Raw genomic sequence first — 18092 nt, 5'->3', positions numbered from 1 at the left:
TCAGCCACCTCGGGGTGTGGGGGTCGTTGGGGGGTCGGGGGCGGGTCGGGTAGGACGGGCGAGGCTGCGCAGCAGCCCGCCGGCGAGTCGGGCGTCGATGCGGCCGTCGCCGAGGCCGAGCTCGACGAGCGCGTCGAAGGCGTGGCGGTCGCGGGCGGCAGCGCGGATCCCGGCGTCGACGATGCGGGGCGACTGCGCCAGCCGCGAGGCCGTCCAGGTGTGCCGCAGGTGGGAGCCCAGCAGGGTGCGTACGACGCGTCGGTGCTCGGCGCCGGCCCCCGCGGGCCGACCGGCACGCACCGCCCGCGCCGCGGTGCGGCCCGCGGCGATGCCGGTGGCGACGGCGTAGTAGATCCCCTCACCGGTCATCGGGTTGACCAGTCCGGCGGCGTCGCCGACCAGCAGGACCGGGCCGTCGGGCTGGTCCCACCGCCAGCTGCTCAGCGGGAGGTGGTGGCCGCGCCAGTCGTCGCCGGTGCTGGCGGCTCCCGGCACGAGCAGCTCGAGCTGGTCGAGGAGCAGCCGGCGGCTCGGCGCACCGCCGTGACGCTCACCCGGCAGCAGCTCGCCGTAGCCGACGTTGGCCAGCCCGTCGCCACGGTCGAAGGCCCACGCGTAGGACGGCTGGCGGCGGTCGCCGTAGCGGATGACCTGCCGCCCGGCCATCTCGGGCGTCGTCGGCGCGTAGCCGCGGATCGCGATGGCTCGCGGCTCGCGGCGCTTGCCCAGCAGTGCCGTCCGGACGAACGAGTGCGCTCCGTCGGCGCCCACCACGACGTCGGCGGACACCTCGCCCGACCCGACTCCCAGCACCACCCCCGACTCCAGGGGCGTGCCGGTGCGCGTCAGCGAGGTGGCGCGGTGCGTGCGCAGCACCGCCCCGGCGGCCACCGCCCGCTCGACCAGCCGGGCGTCGAGCACGCGGCGCGGCACCACGTGCACCTCGCGACGCATCGGGCCCGCGACGGACACACCGCCGTGGGCCAGCTCGAGGTCGCGCAGCGGCGCCCAGCCGTCGACCACGTCGGCCGCACCGACCGGCGCGAGGGCGTCGAGCACGTGGGGGGCGATGCCGTCGCCGCAGGACTTGTCCCGCGGGAACTCGCTGCGGTCGAGGAGCAGGACGCGGAGGCTGGGGTCCTCGGCCAGCGCGCCCAGCGCGGTGGCGGAGCCGGCAGGACCGGCGCCGACGACGACGAGGTCCCAGTGCTCGGTGGCGGTGCCGGGGCTCATCGCGCCACCACCAGGAGCAGGGCGTCGACCAGGGCGATGCCGACCGCTGCGACGAAGGGCAGCCGTCCGGTGCCCGCGACGACCACGACGGCCAGTGCCAGCACGAGGACTGCGACCGCGACGGTCGCGGCCAGCGGCGGGGCGGCGCCGACGAGGACCACGGCGGACGCCGCGACGAGGACGACGGCGGCGACAGGAGCGATGCGCCGCGGGCCGAGGCGGTGGGGGAGCCCGCGCACGCCCGTGGCGGCGTCGTCCGCCAGGTCCGGCAGCACGTTGAGGAGGTGGGCGCCCACGCCGAGGAGAGCGGCACCGACCGGCCACCACCAGGGCGGTGCCTCACCGTCGGCGAGGGTGACCACCGCGGTGAGCCCACCGAACGACACGGCGTAGGGCGCCCACGACCACACCGTGGCCTTGAGCCCGAGGTTGTAGGCCCACGCGGAGGCGACACACACCACGTGCACGAGCCCGGCGGCCGGTCCGAGGGCGAACGAGAGGACGAGGCACGCGACGACGGCGACTCCGCACGCCCCCCGGACGAGGGCGACCGAGCCGTTGCCGCTGGCGAGCGGCTTGTCCCGTCGCCCCGCCGCCCGGTCGCGGGAGCGGTCGACGAGGTCGTTGCTCCATCCGATCGACAGCTGGCCGGCGAGGACGGCCGCGACCAGCACGGCGGTCGTGGTCGGGTCCAGCCCCTGCGCGACGGACAGCAGCCCGGCCAGGACGGTGACCGCCAGGGCGGGCCCGGCGTGCGCGGCGCCGACGAGCACCCGCGCGCGCGACGGGCCCGGCGAGCTCCCGGCGGAGACGCCGCCGGTCACGGGCCGGGTGCTCATGTCGGTCCTCCCGCCGGCTCCGGAGCCCGGGCGAGTCGCCCCACCAGGAGCGAGATGCCGATGCCGACGGCCGCGACGAGCCAGCCGGCGAGCACGTCGACGACGTAGTGCTCGCCGGTGTAGACGAGGGTCAGCGCCATCGCCAGGGCGTACGCCGCGAGCAGCACGCGCCCGACCAGCGACACCGACGGCCACAGGAACAGCGCCGTCAGCAGCGCGGCACCGGCGTGGAGCGACGGCATTGCGGCCACGGGGTTGCTGCCCGACTGGCCGAGCTGCACGAGCCGGCCGACCGCGTCGAGCCCGAGGACCTCCCAGCCGAGGTGGGAGATGCGGTCGAGCGCGCCGATGTCGCCGCGCTGGGCGGCCAGCCAGGGTGGCGCCGCCGGGTAGGCGAGGTAGCCGGCGATGCCGACCAGCGACATCGCGAGCACCGCGGTGAGCCACTGCCCGAACCGGGGGCGCAGGCGGAACCACACGACCGCGGTGATGAGCGGGATGGTGACGAAGTGGGTGACGTAGACGAGCGCGGCCACGACGTCGTACCAGTGTGGGGAGCCGTCGACGAGGCGGGCCTGCAGCCAGACGCTGGGCACCGTCCCCACCAGCGCCTCGTCGGCGCGCGCCGGTCCCAGCACGTGCAGGCTCGCGCCGAGGCGGTTGGTGTCGGCGGCGTCGCCCACCCCGAGCGGGGCGGTGATCCACTGCGCCAGCCAGTAGGCCACCAGGATCGCGCTGAGCGGCGACCACGCGATCAGCAGCTGGGCGATCGGGCCGTGGCGGGTGTCCGCGGCGGCCGCGACCTCGCCCTCCGGCGTCGCCGTGGCGGCGCCGGATCGGGACCGTGCGGTCGCGGAGCTGGTCATGTCGTTCTCCGCCGGCGTGAGACGCGCTCGAGCAGGGCCTCGGTCCGGAAGCGGTTGTAGCGCTGGATCGCGATGAACGGCAGGTTCACCAGCACGCCGTAGGCTCCGAGCAGGAAGGCGGCCAGGGGTGGGTTCCAGAGGACGAAGAGCGGGCTGCACCACAGCGCCCACCAGTGCCCCAGCTCGGCACGGCGGGTCTCGCGCACGAAGAGCTCGAGGCCCTCGGCATCGAGCGCGGGCAGCTCGCGCTTGCTGACGCCGCCCTCGAACAGGGCGCCCGCCTCGGGCAACCGGTCCTTCCAGCGGTGGATGCGCAGCCGTCGGCGGTACCAGCGGCCGCGGTCCTCGAAGGGCCGCTCCCGCAGCCCCCAGCCGTCGCGCGACAACCGCTCGTCGCCCAGCCGGTGGGCGGCGTAGCCCGTGGCGGCGTGGAAGACGCCCCACGCGACGACGTCGACCACGATCGTGACGGTCTGCGGCATGACGAGTCGGAGCATCAGGCCACCTCCTCCCCGGACCGGTTGTCGGCGAGGGAGACGTCGCGGCCGCGCCACGACACCGAGCGGCGGACGGCGGTGAGGGCCAGCGAGCGCGCGAAGACGAGGTCGAAGGCCAGCAGGGGCACGGGGAACAACGCCCACGCCCACCACCTGAACGAGCCGGCGCGGTGCAGCACCCAGCGCAGCTGCAGCGCCGCGGCGACGTACGCCACCGCCCAGAGCAGGGGGCTGCCGGCGACCAGCGCCCCGCCCCGTCCGGTGAGCGCGACGAGGAGGGACAGGACGGCGCCGACGGCGACGGCGTGGTGGGCGCTGATCCACGCGACAGTGGCGGCGGTCGCCGACGGCGCCGCGTCCGCTGCCCCGGAGGCGATGTTCTTGGTCCACCCGGCCACGAGCTGGCCCAGGCCGCCGGGATAGCTGCGCATCCGCACCGCGTCACCCCCGACCGCGCACCAGACGGGCAGCCCTGCCCGGTGGTAGGCCGCGGCGAGCGCGGCGTCGTCGAGGATGTCGGCGCGGACCGCCTCGTGCCCGCCCGCGTGCACGTAGTCCTCGCGGGAGGTCAGCAGGCACGGCCCGAACGCCATCGGCGCCGGGCTCGCGGCGTCCCGATCGCGCCGGGTGAAGGCTGCGCTGGCCATCAGCGCGACCACGTTGAAATAGGCCGACAGCTGCTCGTAGGGGCGTACGACGTCGTGGTGCGGCTGCACGGACACGAGCCCGCCGTGCCGGGCGTGGGCGGCGAGCAGGCGGGCCAGGGCGCCCGGTCGGAGGACGGTGTCGGCGTCGAGGAAGAGCACGAGGTCGCCCGTCGTCGCCGCGGCGCCGGTGTGGCAGGCCCACGCCTTGCCGGTCCACCCGGGCGGCGGCGTGCCGGCCGGCAGGACACGGGCGCGGGCCGCGCGTGCCACGGCGGCGGTCCCGTCGCGCGACGCGTCGTCCACCACGACCACCTCGCGGACCTCCGGCAGCTGCTCGGCCACCGACCGCAGCAGCGCGGGCAGCGTCTGCTCCTCGTCTCGTGCCGGGACCACCACCGACACCGGGACCGTCGTCGCACCCGTCGCGGCGTCGGCTCGCGGCAAGGTGCGGAGGTCGGCCACCAGCCGCTGCGCCCACACCGCCGCTCCGAGGAGCAGCACCGCGAGCGCGACGTCGACGAGGAGGGCGGTCGTCACGGCGTGCCCGTCCGTCGTACGACGAGCGGCATGCCGCCGCGGGGGTGGACCGCGACCTTGGCCTCCGCCACCGGCCGGGTCCAGCCGCCCGGCACGTCGATGCGGTGCTCGCGCAGGAGCTCGGCGAGGACGACGACCATCTCGCCGAGCGCGAACTCCCGCCCGATGCACAGCCGCGGTCCCTGCCCGAACGGGAGGTAGCCCGTGCGGGCGGTGCCGTCGAGGAAGCGCTCGGGACGGAAGGCCTCGGGCTCGGGCCAGAGGTCGGGACGCCGGTGGACCAGCCAGGGGCTGATGATGGCGAGCGTGCCGGCCGGGACCTGGCGCCCGCCGACCTCGTCGTCGCGGTGCGAGCGGCGGGAGATGGCCCAGGCCGGTGGGTAGAGGCGCAGTGCCTCGTCGACGACCGCGCGGGTCCACGGCAGGCGGTCGCGGTGCCCCACGAGCGGGACCGGCCCGGGATGGGCGTCGAGCTCGGAGCGCACGCGCTCCTGCGCCTCCGGGTGCTCCGCCAGCAGCATGAGGGTCCAGGCGAGCGCGGCCGCCACGGTCTCGTGGCCGGCGATCACCATGGTGACGAGCTCGTCGCGGACCTCGATGTCGCCCATGCCGCTGTCGAGCAGCAGCCCGAGGAGGTCGTCGCCGTGGTGCGGCGTGCCATCGGCGCGCGCGTTGCGGGCCCGCCGCTCGGCGATGATCGCGGCGGCGCCGGCGTCGAGACGGCGGCGGGCGGAGCGCAGCCGGAGGTTCGTGCGGGTGGGGGTCCACTCGGCGCGGGGGAGGATCGAGCGGCCGAGCCGCACCACGAGGTCGGCGGCCTCGCTCGTGGCCGCCAGCAGGTCGTGGGCCTGGTCGGAGAGGTCGGTGCTGAAGAGCGCGCGGCCGACCGCGTCGAGGCCGATGGTGTGGGTGAGTGCGGCGACGTCGACGACGGCTCCGTCCGCGACCGCGGCGGCGTGCGGTCCGCCCAGGCGTGCTGCGATGGCGGTGCGGGCGGCGGCGCGCACCTCGTCACCCACCGCCTCCAGCCGCTGGTGGTGGAAGGCTGGTGCGGCGAGCCGCCGGTGGTCGATCCAGCTCGGCTCGGCCGAGGCGAGCAGGCCGGGACCGGTGACGCGCGCCAGGGCGGCGTACTGGACGGTGTCCTTGCCCCAGCTGCGCGCCGAGGTCTGGAGCACGTGCCTAACGTCGGCCGGGTCGTTGAGCAGCAGCGCCGGAGCGCCGGGCACCGGGAAGGAGACGGTGTCGCCGTGGTGCTGGGACACCTCGACGAGGAACGAGAGCGGGTCGGCGCGGATCGACCGGAAGGCGCGGGCCATGTCCCACGACGTCGGTCCCGGCACCCCGACGTCGGTCGGCTGCATCGCCTGCAGGCGTGTCGCGACGCTCATCGGAGCGCCTCGTCGACGGCCCGGTCGCGTCGGCGACCCAGCCACGTCCAGGCGGTGCAGCTCCACAGCACCAGCCCGAAGCCGAACATCAGGTCCTCGATCGGTGCGTAGAACAGGCGGCCGTCGCCGAGGACCGTGATCCGCCCGCTGCCGATGATCGCGTCACCGGAGTAGCGCACGATGCCGCGGCCGGTCAGCCAGCCGTTGGTGAGGAGCTGGAAGAACACGATGATCGCGTAGGCGGCCCACCAGTCGCGGGTCGAGGTCAGCCGCGTGCGGACGACCCAGCGGTCCAGCACGACGGCCAGCGGCACGCAGAGGAGGGCGATGGCGGTGTAGGTCACGGGGCGCTCACCTCGCTTCCTCGCGGGACCGCGGCGCCCCGGGTCGTACGCCGCGCCGGGCCGCGCGCACGCCCTCGAGCGTCAGCACCGACACGAGCGGGATGACCACGAAGAAGCCGATCTCCTCGAGCGGCAGGCCCGCGACGCGCCACGGCAGCGTCTGGTCCTCGTCGAACCACCAGTGCCCGACGTGCGTGGCCCAGAGGTCCCACAGCAGGAACGGCGTCCCGGCGGCGACGATGGTGAGGAGCAGGCGTCCGGGCTGCTTGAGCACCTGCAGCCGGAAGGCGGGCACCAGGGGCAGCGTCCCGGCGACGCAGAACGCCAGCATGGCGACGTACGCCCAGTGGGGAAGGCTCATGGGGCGCTCATGCCTGCACCGGCAGGCTGGAGCGGTCGCCGCTGAGGCGCTTCAGCACGAGCTCGGCGCTGATCAGGCACATCGGCAGGCCGACGCCGGGGACGGTGCTCGCCCCGGCGTAGAGCAGGCCGTCCACCTTGGCGGACACGTTGCCCGGGCGCATGAAGGCGCTCTGGCGCAGGGTGTGCTCCAGTCCGAGGGCGCCACCCCGCCACGCGTGGTAGCGGGTGGCGAAGTCCTCCGGGCCGACCGTGTGCCGCACCCGGATCCGCTTGCGCAGGTCGGGGACGCCGGCCCACGACGCGATCTGGTCGACGGCCGCGTCGGCCGTGCGCTCGACAGTCTCGGACCCGCCTCCGTCGTCGCCGCCGCTGCCGATGGTCGTGTCGGCCGGCACGGGGACGAGCACGAACAGGTTCTCGCACCCCTCGGGGGCGACGGTGGGGTCGGTCTCGGAGGGCTTGCAGACGTAGATCGAGGCGGGGTCGGGCACCCGTGCATCCTTGCCGAAGATGTCACCGAAGTTCTGCCCCCAGTCGCGGGTGAAGAACAGCGAGTGGTGCGGCAGCTCCGGCAGCCGCCCCTCGACGCCCAGCATCGCGAGCACGGCACCGGGGCCGGGGGAGCGGTCGCGCCATGCCGCCTCGGGGTGCGTCTGCAGCCCGGTGGGCAGCAGCGCCGTCTCGAGGTGGTGCAGGTCGGCGGCCCCGACGACGACGTCGGCGTCGAGGGCGCGGGGGCCGTCCGGTGTCTCGTGCTCGACACCGGTGACAACAGGTCGTCCGCCGGCCGTGTCGGAGGTGAGGATCCGGGTGACGGCCGCACCGGTGTGCAGCCGCGCGCCGTGCTTCTCCGCGAGGTCGGCGATGACCCGGATCAGCTGGCTGAAGCCGCCCTGGGGGTAGAGCACCCGGTCGCCGAGGTCGAGCCGGCTCATCAGGTGGTACAGGCTCGGCGTGCGGCTGGGGGAGGAGCCCAGGAAGACGGCGGGGTAGCCGAGCACCTGGCGCAGCCTGTTGTCGGTGAACGAGCCGGCGACGTGGCTCTCCAGCGACCGCGTCAGCAGCCGGCCGAGCGCAGGCGTCCGGCGTACGACGTCGGGGTGCACGAAGGCCGTCGGTGAGTCGAAGCTCGTGTAGAGGAAGCGGCGCAGAGCCATGTCGTAGGTGTCCTCCGCGGAGCGGAGGTAGGCGTCGAAGCGGTCACCCGCCCCCGGCTCGAGCCGCTCGAACAGGGCCCGGTTGTGGGCCCGGTCGGGTCGCAGGTCCACCGGCTCGGAGTGGCCCTCGAAGAAGACGCGGTAGCTCGGGTCGAGCACGGTCAGGTCGAGCTCGGCCTCGGCGCTGGTGCCGAGGAGGGAGAAGAAGTGCTCGAAGACCTCGGGCATGAGGTACCACGAGGCGCCCGTGTCGAACCGGAAGCCGTCGCGCTCGACGCTGCCGACTCGGCCGCCGAGGTCGTCGTTCTTCTCGAGGAGGTCGACCGAGTGGCCGCGGGAGGCGAGGAGCGCTGCGGTGGCCAGGCCCGCGATGCCGCCACCGACGACGACGACGCGCCGCGGCGAACCGTCACCGGCGCGGCGGGGCGTCGCGGTGATCCGGCTGAGGCGTTCGGGCAGGCGCAGCGTCACGAGCGTCCTCCGCGCAGCGAGCTCGCGGCGAGGCGCAGCTTGACCGGGGTGGGGACCCGGACGCGGGTGTGCCGGATCTCGTCGGGCGAGGCGGCGCGCAGCCGCTGGGCCAGCTCGGCGAAGGTCGCGTGGGCCGCGCGGACCGCGCGGCGGCTGCTCGGGGGCAGGTCGGGCACGACTGCCGCAGCCGCCCGCAGGTCCTCGTCGACGTCGTCGAGGATGCGGTCGCGGTCGGCCTCGCAGAACTGCTCGACGTCCAGTCCGGGGAAGTAGTCACGGCGCAGCAGGTCGTGGTCGTCGGACAGGTCGCGCACGAAGTTGAGCTTCTGGAAGGCCGCCCCCAGGCTCCGTGCGCCCGGCGCGAGCCGCTCGTACTGCGCCTCCTGGTCGGGCGGCCCGTCGGGCGCGGCCAGGAAGGCGCGCAGGCACATCAGCCCGACGACCTCGGCCGAGCCGTAGACGTAGCGCTCGAAGCTCTCCGGGGTGTGGGAACGGGTGTCGAGGTCGGTGCGCATCGAGGTGAAGAACGGCGAGACGATCTCCGGCTCGATCCCGACGGCGATGGCCGTGCGCGCGAAGGCGTGCACCACCAGATTGCCGCTGTAGCCGGTGCGCATCGCGTGGGCGACGTCGCCCTCGAGCCAGTCGAGCATGGTGGCGCGCGCGGACCGGTCGAGGGTCGGGTCGGGGTTGTCGACGATCTCGTCGGCGACCCGCACGAGCGCGTAGATGTTGCGGACCTGGGTGCGCACCGGCCCGCCCAGCAGGCGCGAGGCCAGGCCGAACGAGCTGGAGTACTCGCGGATCACCACGGCCGAGCTCGCCTCGGACACGGAGTCGTAGAGGCTGCGGGGGGCGCTGCGGCCCACGAAGAGCGTCATGCCGCGACCTCGCTGCCGTCGGCCAGCACGGCTGGGCGGGCCACGCCGTCGATCAGGTCGACCGGGACGCCGAGTCCGTCGAGCACGGTGCGCGCCTGGGCGAGGTGCTGCTGGGCGAGGTCCTCCACGAAGCGGCGCGAGCCGGAGGCCACGAGGAGCGAGCGGGCCTCGTCGAGCTCGGCGTCGCTGAGCTCGCGGCCGACGTAGCCGCTGATCTGCGGCCACGCCGACGTCGTACGGGCGTGGACGAGGAGCGGCGTCTGCTTGCGGGTGCGCAGGTCGCAGGTGGCGCTCTTGCCCGAACGGGCCGGGTCGCCGAAGACGCCGATGAGGTCGTCGGCGAGCTGGAACGCGATCCCCATCGCGCGGCCCACGTCACCGAGCCGGCTGGTCGTCCCGGCGTCGGCGCCGGCCAGCACCGCACCCGCCTGCAACGGCAGGGCGAAGGAGTAGGCGCTGGTCTTCTGCGCCTCCATCTCCAGGCTCTGCGCGAGGGTGGCGGGGGCGAGGTCGAGGGAGTGGCGGACGTCGGCGAGCTCGCCGGAGGACGTGCGGTGCAGCGCGGTGTCGAAGAGGTCGAGCAGCCGCTCGACGACCGGCGCGGGAGCGCCGCTCAGCGCGACGGTGCGGACCGCGGCAGCGAGGGCGAGGTCGCCGGCCAGGATCGCGGCGGTGAGCCCGTAGCCCGCCGCGACCTCGGGGTCGGCCCCGTCGATCCCGGCGAGGGCACGGAACGTGCCGCTGACGTTGGGCCGTCCGCGACGCACGTGGTCGTCGTCGATGACGTCGTCGTGGATGACGAACGCGGTGTGGAGCAGCTCGACCGCCGCACCCACCTCGGCCGCTGCGTCGGACGCGCCACCACCCAGCGCGTCGTGGGTGGCGACCACCAGCGCCGGCCGGAACCGCTTCCCGCCCTCGGTGGCGGCGCAGAGCGCCTCCCACAGGAGTGCGTGGTGGGCGTCGATCGCGGCCGCGCGCCGTCGACCGCCGTCCATGACCCGTGCCAGTGCCGCATCCGTAGCGGTGCCGATCATCTGGTGCCTCCCGCAGCTCGACCGTTCCTTGGTTGCCAAACCTATGCAACACTTCCAACTAAATCTAGGCACAGTGCGAAGGAGTGGACAAGGATTGGACACCCATGATCGCGCATCTCTGACGATCGGTGATCTGGCGCACAGGACCGGAGTACCCATTTCGACGCTGCGCAGCTGGGAGAGGCGCTACGGGTTTCCGGTGCCGCGTCGGCAGCCCGGGGGTCACCGCCGCTACAGCGAGGCCGACGTCGAGGCCGTCCTGGACGTGCTGGCGCGCCGCCGCGGGGGCCTCTCGCTGGCCGCCTCCGTCCACCGCGCCGACGTCCCGCAGGTCCGGTCGGGCTCCGTCTTCGCAGACCTTCGCCGGATGTACCCCTTGCTCCGACCGCAGGTGCTGTCCCGAGGCACGCTGGTGTCGATGAGCCACGCGATCGAGGACGAGTGCGCGGCGCGCGCCGCCGACCCGGTCCTCTTCGGGGGGTTCCAGCGCGAGCGGTTCCTCCGCGCGTCCTACGACCGCTGGCGCGAGCTCGCCCGCACGGCGCGGTCCGCAGTCGTGCTCGCGGACTTCCCCCTCGGGGCCGACCCCGCCCCGCCGACGCGCGGGGTCCCGGTGGAGGTCGCCGTCCCGCCCGAGTCGCCGCTCAACCGCGAGTGGCTGGTCGTGTGCGACGCAGCGGACCTGCCGGCCTGCCTGGTGGCGGTCGAGCGCCCCGGCCCGGGCGCCGACGGTGGGCGCGAGCGCACGTTCGAGGCCGTCTGGTCGGTCGACCCCCAGGTGGTCCGTGACGCCAGCACGATCGCCGGCGCGCTGACCGACGAGCTGCGGCCGGACTGGCGTCTCGCCGACGTCCCGGCCCAACCGGACCCGCCCGGGGCCTCCGAGGACCTCTACCGGGCCACGCTGCTCTTCGACCGGATGGTCGCCTACATCGACGCCGCCCGATGAGGGTTCAGCAGTTAGGCGCACCTAACCTGTGCGCGTGCCCGAGCCCTCCAGCCCCGACGCCGTCCAGCCGCTGAGAGCCCTCTGGCGGCGCTACGGGGCCTACCGGGCGCGGTTCGTCGGCGCCGTCGCTGCCTCGACGGTCAACAAGGTGGCTGACGTCGTGCCCGAGCTCCTCATCGGTGCGGCCGTCGACGTCGTGGTGCGCGGCGACGCGTCATTCGTCGGGGAGGTGCTGGGCGTCGAGTCGCGCTTCGCGCAGCTCGGCTGGCTGGCCGTCATCAACGCCGTGGTGTGGCTCGTGGAGTCGGTGAGCGAGTACGTCGCCAGCGTCCTGTGGCGCGGCCTCGCCCAGGGGGTCGAGCACGACCTGCGCGTGGAGGCGTACGACCACGTCCAGCACCTCGACCTCGACTGGCACGAAAGCCGTCCGGCGGGCTCGACGCTCGCCACCCTGAACGACGACGTGAACCAGCTCGAGCGCTTCCTCGACGTCGGCGCGCCGGCGATCCTGCAGACGGCGCTCAACGTGCTGCTCGTGGGGGCCGTCTTCGCGGCCGCGTCGGGCCAGCTGCTGGTCTTCGCCTTCCTGCCGATCCCACTGATCGTCATCGGGTCGCTCGTCTTCCAGCGTCGCCTCGAGCCGCTCTACGACCGGGTCCGGGCCGCCGTCGCCGACCTCTCCAGCACGCTCTCCTCCAACATCTCCGGCATCGCGACCATCAAGGCGTTCACCGCCGAGGATCGGGAGCGCGACCGCGTGGCGGCCGTCTCCCTGGCCTACCGGCGGGCCAACACCGACGCGATCCGCTCCTCGGCCGCGTTCGTGCCGCTGGTGAGGATGGCGATCCTGGCCGGCTTCACCTGCACGCTGCTGCTCGGCGGCTGGGCGACGCTGCGCGGCGACCTCGAGGTCGGCCTCTACTCCGTCCTCGTCTTCATGACGCAGCGCCTGCTCTGGCCGTTGACCGAGGTCGCCGAGGTCCTCGACCTGTACCAGCGCGGTCGCGCGTCGGCCGCCCGCATCCTGGGCCTGCTCCAGGTGCCGGTGACCGTCCCGGCCGGCGTCACGGCGCTCGAGCGCCCGGTCGCCGGCCGCGTCGAGCTGCGCGGCGTGCGCGCCGGGTACGCCGACGGGCCCGACGTCCTGCACGGTATCGACCTCCTCGTGCCGGCGGGCGAGACTCACGCGATCGTCGGCTCCACCGGCTCGGGGAAGTCGTCGCTGCTGCGTCTGGTGCTGCGCTTCGACGATCCCCGGGAGGGATCGGTGCTCTTCGACGGGCAGGACGTGCGAGGCCTCGACTGGGACTCGCTGCGCGGCTCGCTCGGCTACGTCGCCCAGGACGTCTTCATGTTCGCCGGCTCCGTGGCCGACAACATCGCCTACGGCCGACCCGACGCCACGCGCGAGCAGGTGCGGGACGCCGCCGAGGCTGCCGCGGCGCTCGACTTCATCGAGGCGATGCCCGACGGCCTGGACACCTGGGTGGGCGAGCGGGGGGTGACCCTGTCCGGTGGCCAGCGGCAGCGGCTCGCCCTGGCCCGCGCACTCCTGCGCGACCCCGCGGTGCTGGTGCTCGACGAGGCGACCAGCGCCGTCGACAACGAGACCGAGGCCGCGATCCAGCGCTCGCTGCGCCGGGCCACCGCCCAGCGCACGGCAATCGTCGTGGCCCACCGCCTCTCGACCGTGCGGCACGCCCACCGCATCTGGGTCCTCGACGCGGGCCGGGTCGTCGAGTCCGGGACGCACGACGAGCTGATCGAGCGGGGCGGGTCCTACGCAGCCCTCTGGCGTGTCCAGACGGGCCAGGCACAGGAGCAGGACTCCGTCGCCGGGTGAGGCGACCGGGGGATCCCGAGCGTCCCTTGGGTGGCCAACGTCGCCGCCGCGCAAGCCCTCGGCTGGCACGCCGTTCTCCACCGCAGGGGGCCGCGGGCGTCTGACCCGGGCCGCTCGGGGTACCGGCGGGTATGCCGACCCACGATCGACCGCCACGCGTCGTCCTCGTCACCGGTGCCTCGAGCGGCATCGGCGAGGCTGCTGCCCGCCGCGTCGCGAGCCGCGGTGACCATGTCGTCCTCCTCGCCCGCGGCCGCGACGCCCTCGAGCGGGTGGCCGGTGACTGCGACGGGCTGGGTGCCGCCTCGACCACGGTCGTGACGGCCGACATCAGCGCCGACGACGAGGTCGGAGCCGCCGTCGCCACCGTCATGGAACGTCACGGCTGGATCGACACCGTCATCGGCTCCGCGGGAGTGGTCGCCTATGGCCGGGTGGAGGACGTGCCGGCCGAGGTGTTCGACCAGGTGGTGGCCACGAACCTTCTCGGGTCGGTCAACCTCGCACGCCACGTGCTGCCGGTCCTGCGCACGCAGGGGGCCGGCAAACTCGTGGTGGTCGGCTCGGTGATCGGTCACGTCGCCGTCCCCGACATGGCGGCGTACGTCATCAGCAAGTGGGGTGTCCGCGCGCTGGTGCGGCAGCTGCAGGTCGACAACCGCGACTGCCCCGGCATCCGGATCGAGTACGTCGCTCCCGGCGGCGTCGACACGCCCATCTACCGGCAGGCAGCGACGTACGGCGACGCGGCCGGGCGTCCACCGTTCCCCGTCACCAGTCCCGAGCGGATCGCCGACCGTGCCCTCGCGGTGGCCGACGGGCGGCGCAGCGGTGGGCAGGTCGGGCTCGCCAACGAGGTGATCCGGTTCGGCTTCACCGCCCTGCCGTGGGCCTACGACCGACTCGTCGGTCCGCTGTTCTCCCTCGCGGCCCAGGACCAGACGGTGGAGGTGAGCCCGAGCCCGGGCAACGTGCTGCAGTCGCGCGAGGAGCTCAACGGCCTGCGGGGTGGGCACGGCAACGCCCTGCTCGCCATCGGCGCCAACGTCGTCGAGCTCGCCCGCCGACGCGTGCAGGGCGGTTGACCGCCGGGGCCGGGCGGACAAACCGGGGTGAGGCACTGGGTGCCCGGCCGATAGCATCGCCGGGGACATCCGTCCCACCCCTCACACCTCCCTGAAGGAGCCCTCGTGTCCGACATCCAGGTCGTCCGCATCCACGCCGATCAGCGTGCGGAGACCACGGTCACGACGGGCACCAAGGCCTGGGAGCTGTTCCGCGACGACGCCGACGTCGTCGCCGCCCGCGTGGCCGGCCAGCTCAAGGACCTCGCGTACGAGCTCGCCGACGGCGACGAGGTCGAGGGCGTGGCCATCGACAGCCCCGACGGCCGCGACATCCTGCGCCACTCCACCGCGCACGTGATGGCGCAGGCGGTCCAGCAGATCTGGCCGGAGGCCAGGCTCGGCATCGGCCCGCCGGTGGAGAACGGCTTCTACTACGACTTCGACGTCGAGACCCCGTTCGTCCCCGAGGACCTGGTCAAGATCGAGTCCGCGATGCGCAAGATCATCAAGGAGAACCAGCGCTTCGAGCGTCGGGTCACCACCGACGCCGACGCGCTGACCGAGCTCCAGGACGAGCCCTACAAGATCGAGCTGATCGGCCTCAAGGGCGGCGCCGGTGCCTCCGACCCGGACTCGATCGGGGAGGGCGCCTCCGTCGAGGTGGGGGCCGGCGAGCTGACCATCTACGACAACATCGGTCGCAATGGCGAGGCCAAGTGGTCCGACCTGTGCCGCGGCCCGCACCTGCCGACCACCAAGCGGATCCCCGCCTTCAAGCTGATGCGGAGCGCGGCGGCGTACTGGCGCGGTGACGAGAAGAACAAGCAGCTCCAGCGCATCTACGGCACCGCCTGGGAGACCAAGGAGGCGCTCGAGGAGCACCTCCACCGCATCGAGGAGGCCGAGCGGCGCGACCACCGCAAGCTCGGTCGGGAGCTCGACCTCTACTCGTTCCCCGACGAGATCGGGTCGGGCATGGCGGTCTTCCACCCCAAGGGTGGCGTGATCAAGCGGGAGATGGAGGACTACGTCCGACGCCGGCACCTCGAGGAGGGCTTCGACTACGTCGGCACCCCCCACATCAGCAAGGACGGGCTGTTCCACACCTCCGGGCACCTGCCCTACTACGCGGACACCATGTTCCCGCCGATGGAGATGGAGCACGCCGAGTACCGCCTCAAGGCGATGAACTGCCCGATGCACAACCTCATCTACCGCTCGCGGCAGCGCTCCTACCGCGAGCTGCCGCTGCGGTTCTTCGAGTTCGGGTCGGTCTACCGCTACGAGAAGTCCGGCGTCGTGCACGGCCTGACCCGCGTGCGCGCGATGACCCAGGACGACTCGCACTCCTACGTCACCCCGGAGCAGGCGCCGGCCGAGGTCGAGCACCTCCTGACCTTCGTCACCGGGCTGCTGCGCGACTTCGGCCTCGACGACTACTACTTCGAGCTGTCGACCCGTGACGACTCCAAGCCCGACAAGTTCATCGGCTCCGACGACCAGTGGAAGACCGCGACCTCCGTGCTCGAGACCGCGGCCCGCAAGTTCGGCGTCGACCTCGTGCCGGACCCCGGTGGCGCGGCGTTCTACGGCCCGAAGATCTCGGTGCAGGCCAAGGACGCGATCGGTCGCACCTGGCAGATGTCGACGATCCAGTACGACTTCAACCAGCCGGCGGTCGACCGGTTCAACCTGGAGTACGTCGCCGCCGACGGCACCCGCCAGCAGCCGGTGATGATCCACTCCGCCAAGTTCGGCTCGATCGAGCGGTTCATCGGCGTGCTCGTGGAGCACTACGCCGGCGCGTTCCCGCCCTGGCTGGCGCCCGTCCAGGTCCAGGGCATCCCGATCGCCGAGCGCCACAACGACTACCTGTTCGACATCGCGAAGCAGATGAAGGCGCAGGGCCTGCGGGTCGAGGTCGACGAGTCCGACGACCGGATGCAGAAGAAGATCCGCAACGCGCAGCTCGCCAAGGTGCCCTTCATGATGATCGCCGGCGACGCCGACGTGGAGGCGGGCGCTGTGTCGTTCCGCTACCGCGACGGCCGCCAGGACAACGGGGTGCCGCTGGCCGAGGCCATCGAGCGGGTGGCCGCCGCGGTCGCCTCGCGCGAGCAGGTCTGACGTCGGGGTGACGACCACCGACGCCCGCCGCCCGATCGTCGACCTCACCGACGAGCAGGCGCGGCGGGCCCTGCCGCTCAAGTGGGGTGTGCCGGGCGACGTCCTGCCCGCCTGGGTGGCCGAGATGGACTACGCCGTCGACCCGGTCGTGATGGAGGCGGTCCAGCAGGCGCTGGCCGACGGAGTCACCGGCTACCCGCAGGAGCGGGACCCCGGCCTCGCCGAGGCGTACGCCGGCTGGTCCGCGCGGCACTTCGGCTGGGCACCCGAGCCCGAGGCCGTGCGCCCCGTGGTCGACGTGACGGCCGGCGTCCGGCTGGCGATCGACGTCCTCAGCGGGCCGGGCGGCGTGGTGTTCCCGACGCCGGGCTACAACGCGCAGTTCGGCCTCGCCACCGTCACCGGTCGCGAGGAGGTCCGTCTCGACGTGGCCGCCTCGGCCGACCGGGCCGAGGTGGACCTCGACCGGCTCGACCGCCTCTTCGCCGACGGGGCACAGACGCTGATCCTGACCCAGCCGCACAACCCGTGGGGCAGGGTGTTCACCCGCGCGGAGCTGGAGGGGATCCGCGACGTGGTGGTGAGGCACGGCGCTCGTGTCGTGAGCGACGAGATCCACGCGCCGCTCGTGCTGCCGGGCGCCGAGCACGTCTCCTACCTCTCCATCGACGGCACGCACGACCACGCGGTCGCGGTCGTGGCCGCGTCCAAGGCGTTCAACACCGCCGGCCTCCGCTGCGCCCAGCTCGTGGTGCCCGATCCCGCGGCCCGCGCCCGCCTGGACGCGGAGCCGATGTCGCGCAACGACTCGTGGTCCCCGCTCGGCGCCGTCGCCGCGCGGGCGGCGTACGACCTCGGCGACCCGTGGCTCGCGTCCCTCGTCGAGCGGCTCGACCAGCAGCGCGCGCTGCTCGGCGAGCTCCTCGCCGCCCACCTCGCCGAGGCGCGGATGCGTCCGCTCGAGGCGACCTACCTGGCCTGGCTCGACGCCTCCGCCTACGGCCACGACGACGCCGCGGCCGTCGCGCTCGAGCGCGGTCGCGTGCAGGTCAGCCCGGGGGAGTCCTACGCACCCGGCACCACCGGCCACGTGCGGCTCAACATCGCCACCTCCCCGGACCGGCTCACCCAGATCGTCGAGCGGCTCGCCAAGGCCTGGAGGTAGCCCTCCGCCTCGTCCTGCGCGCCGGGTTCCGGCTGGACCGCCGATCGAGAGGAACGGCCAGCTTCGTAGGTCGAAGTTCACTGGCGCCAGGTACGAGCAAAGTGGAAGTCAGCGCCCTGCGGCCGGTGGTTGAGGAGGGACGAAGTCCCGTCACGAAACCACTCTGAGAAAGGGTGGCCAGGAACCGTCCACAGCCATGGCCGCTGTCGGTGGCCGCCGGTAGAATCGAACACATGATCGAGGCTGTGGCGAAGGTAGAGATGGGTGGGGTCGACGACCTCACCGCCTCTGACCTGCTCGCACTGGCGCGCGACCGGAAGGCAGCCGAGGACCGCGCTGCCGCAGAGCTGCTCGTCGTCGCAGCCCGGTGGGCCGACCTGCACCCGCCGGAGTCGATCCACGACGCGGCTGCGTTCGCGGTGCCGGGTTGTGAGCACGAGGCGCCCATCGCGGGTGAGGGGGCGCCGCTGGTGGCGGAGTTCTGCCTGGCCGAGCTCGGCACCGTCCTCGGGATCTCGACGACGGCGGCGAAGAAGCTCGTCGGCCATGCCCTCGAGCTGCGGCACCGCCTCGCGCGCCTGTGGGCGCAGGTCCAGTGCGGGCGGGTGCCGGCCTGGCGGGCCCGCGCGGTCGCGGAGGTCACCATCCACTCGGCCCCGGCACTCACCCGCGAGGCAG

Annotated in this window: 16 protein-coding genes and 1 pseudogene; 6 read left to right on the top strand and 11 right to left on the bottom strand. The window is 73.7% G+C overall.

The features are described from left to right. From ACFQW6_RS07700 to ACFQW6_RS07650, 11 genes are read right to left on the bottom strand one after another with little or no spacing between them, the layout of a single operon-like run. Positions 1–1233 (bottom strand): geranylgeranyl reductase family protein, encoded by a 1233-nt coding sequence (locus ACFQW6_RS07700; protein ID WP_378542953.1) that lies wholly within the window; start codon positions 1231–1233, stop codon positions 1–3. Beyond that, entirely contained in the window at positions 1230–2072 is an 843-nt protein-coding gene (locus ACFQW6_RS07695; RefSeq protein WP_378542952.1) for a UbiA family prenyltransferase, read from the bottom strand. The genes ACFQW6_RS07700 and ACFQW6_RS07695 overlap by 4 nt, the downstream gene beginning before the upstream one ends. Next, positions 2069–2938, bottom strand: a complete 870-nt coding sequence (locus ACFQW6_RS07690; RefSeq protein ID WP_378542951.1) for a phosphatase PAP2 family protein — start codon at positions 2936–2938, stop codon at positions 2069–2071. Before ACFQW6_RS07690 ends, ACFQW6_RS07695 begins: the two co-directional genes overlap by 4 nt. Continuing rightward, on the bottom strand, positions 2935–3435 hold the full coding sequence (locus tag ACFQW6_RS07685) for a hypothetical protein (RefSeq protein ID WP_378542950.1): 501 nt from the start codon (positions 3433–3435) through the stop codon (positions 2935–2937). Before ACFQW6_RS07685 ends, ACFQW6_RS07690 begins: the two co-directional genes overlap by 4 nt. Then, the gene (locus ACFQW6_RS07680; RefSeq protein ID WP_378542949.1) at positions 3435–4619 is read right to left on the bottom strand and encodes a glycosyltransferase; all 1185 of its coding nucleotides are present in this window, start codon (positions 4617–4619) and stop codon (positions 3435–3437) included. Before ACFQW6_RS07680 ends, ACFQW6_RS07685 begins: the two co-directional genes overlap by 1 nt. After that, complete coding sequence (locus tag ACFQW6_RS07675; RefSeq protein WP_378542947.1) at positions 4616–6010, bottom strand: cytochrome P450; 1395 nt, start codon at positions 6008–6010, stop codon at positions 4616–4618. Before ACFQW6_RS07675 ends, ACFQW6_RS07680 begins: the two co-directional genes overlap by 4 nt. Continuing rightward, on the bottom strand, positions 6007–6354 hold the full coding sequence (locus ACFQW6_RS07670) for a lycopene cyclase domain-containing protein (RefSeq protein WP_378542945.1): 348 nt from the start codon (positions 6352–6354) through the stop codon (positions 6007–6009). Before ACFQW6_RS07670 ends, ACFQW6_RS07675 begins: the two co-directional genes overlap by 4 nt. Positions 6355–6361: 7 nt before the next feature. Beyond that, positions 6362–6715, bottom strand: coding sequence for a lycopene cyclase domain-containing protein (locus ACFQW6_RS07665; protein WP_378542943.1), 354 nt, complete (start codon positions 6713–6715; stop codon positions 6362–6364). Between the two features lie 7 nt (positions 6716–6722). After that, entirely contained in the window at positions 6723–8345 is a 1623-nt protein-coding gene (crtI, locus tag ACFQW6_RS07660; protein ID WP_378542941.1) for a phytoene desaturase family protein, read from the bottom strand. Then, positions 8342–9226, bottom strand: coding sequence for a phytoene/squalene synthase family protein (locus ACFQW6_RS07655; protein ID WP_378542939.1), 885 nt, complete (start codon positions 9224–9226; stop codon positions 8342–8344). The genes crtI and ACFQW6_RS07655 overlap by 4 nt, the downstream gene beginning before the upstream one ends. After that, complete coding sequence (locus ACFQW6_RS07650; RefSeq protein WP_378542937.1) at positions 9223–10263, bottom strand: polyprenyl synthetase family protein; 1041 nt, start codon at positions 10261–10263, stop codon at positions 9223–9225. Before ACFQW6_RS07650 ends, ACFQW6_RS07655 begins: the two co-directional genes overlap by 4 nt. On the opposite strand from ACFQW6_RS07650, the gene ACFQW6_RS07645 reads away from it, so the two are divergent. The 6 genes and pseudogenes from ACFQW6_RS07645 to ACFQW6_RS07620 form a co-directional block, all read left to right on the top strand. After that, the gene (locus ACFQW6_RS07645; RefSeq protein WP_378542935.1) at positions 10223–11212 is read left to right on the top strand and encodes a DICT sensory domain-containing protein; all 990 of its coding nucleotides are present in this window, start codon (positions 10223–10225) and stop codon (positions 11210–11212) included. The genes ACFQW6_RS07650 and ACFQW6_RS07645 overlap by 41 nt on opposite strands. A 34-nt stretch (positions 11213–11246) precedes the next feature. Then, positions 11247–13055, top strand: coding sequence for an ABC transporter ATP-binding protein (locus ACFQW6_RS07640; RefSeq protein WP_378542933.1), 1809 nt, complete (start codon positions 11247–11249; stop codon positions 13053–13055). A 131-nt stretch (positions 13056–13186) separates the two neighbouring features. Next, on the top strand, positions 13187–14140 hold the full coding sequence (locus ACFQW6_RS07635) for an SDR family NAD(P)-dependent oxidoreductase (RefSeq protein ID WP_378542931.1): 954 nt from the start codon (positions 13187–13189) through the stop codon (positions 14138–14140). A gap of 105 nt (positions 14141–14245) precedes the next feature. Then, the gene (gene thrS, locus ACFQW6_RS07630; RefSeq protein WP_378542929.1) at positions 14246–16249 is read left to right on the top strand and encodes a threonine--tRNA ligase; all 2004 of its coding nucleotides are present in this window, start codon (positions 14246–14248) and stop codon (positions 16247–16249) included. A 7-nt stretch (positions 16250–16256) separates the two neighbouring features. Continuing rightward, entirely contained in the window at positions 16257–17414 is a 1158-nt protein-coding gene (locus tag ACFQW6_RS07625; protein ID WP_378542927.1) for a MalY/PatB family protein, read from the top strand. A gap of 233 nt (positions 17415–17647) precedes the next feature. After that, positions 17648–18092, top strand: a pseudogene (locus tag ACFQW6_RS07620) (hypothetical protein); the annotation flags it as partial.

It is taken from the genome of Nocardioides sp. GCM10028917 (assembly GCF_042666175.1).
Classification (GTDB): domain Bacteria; phylum Actinomycetota; class Actinomycetes; order Propionibacteriales; family Nocardioidaceae; genus Nocardioides.
The sequence above is the reverse complement of the archived record's forward strand: the minus strand, read 5'-3'. Positions and strand labels throughout refer to the sequence as shown.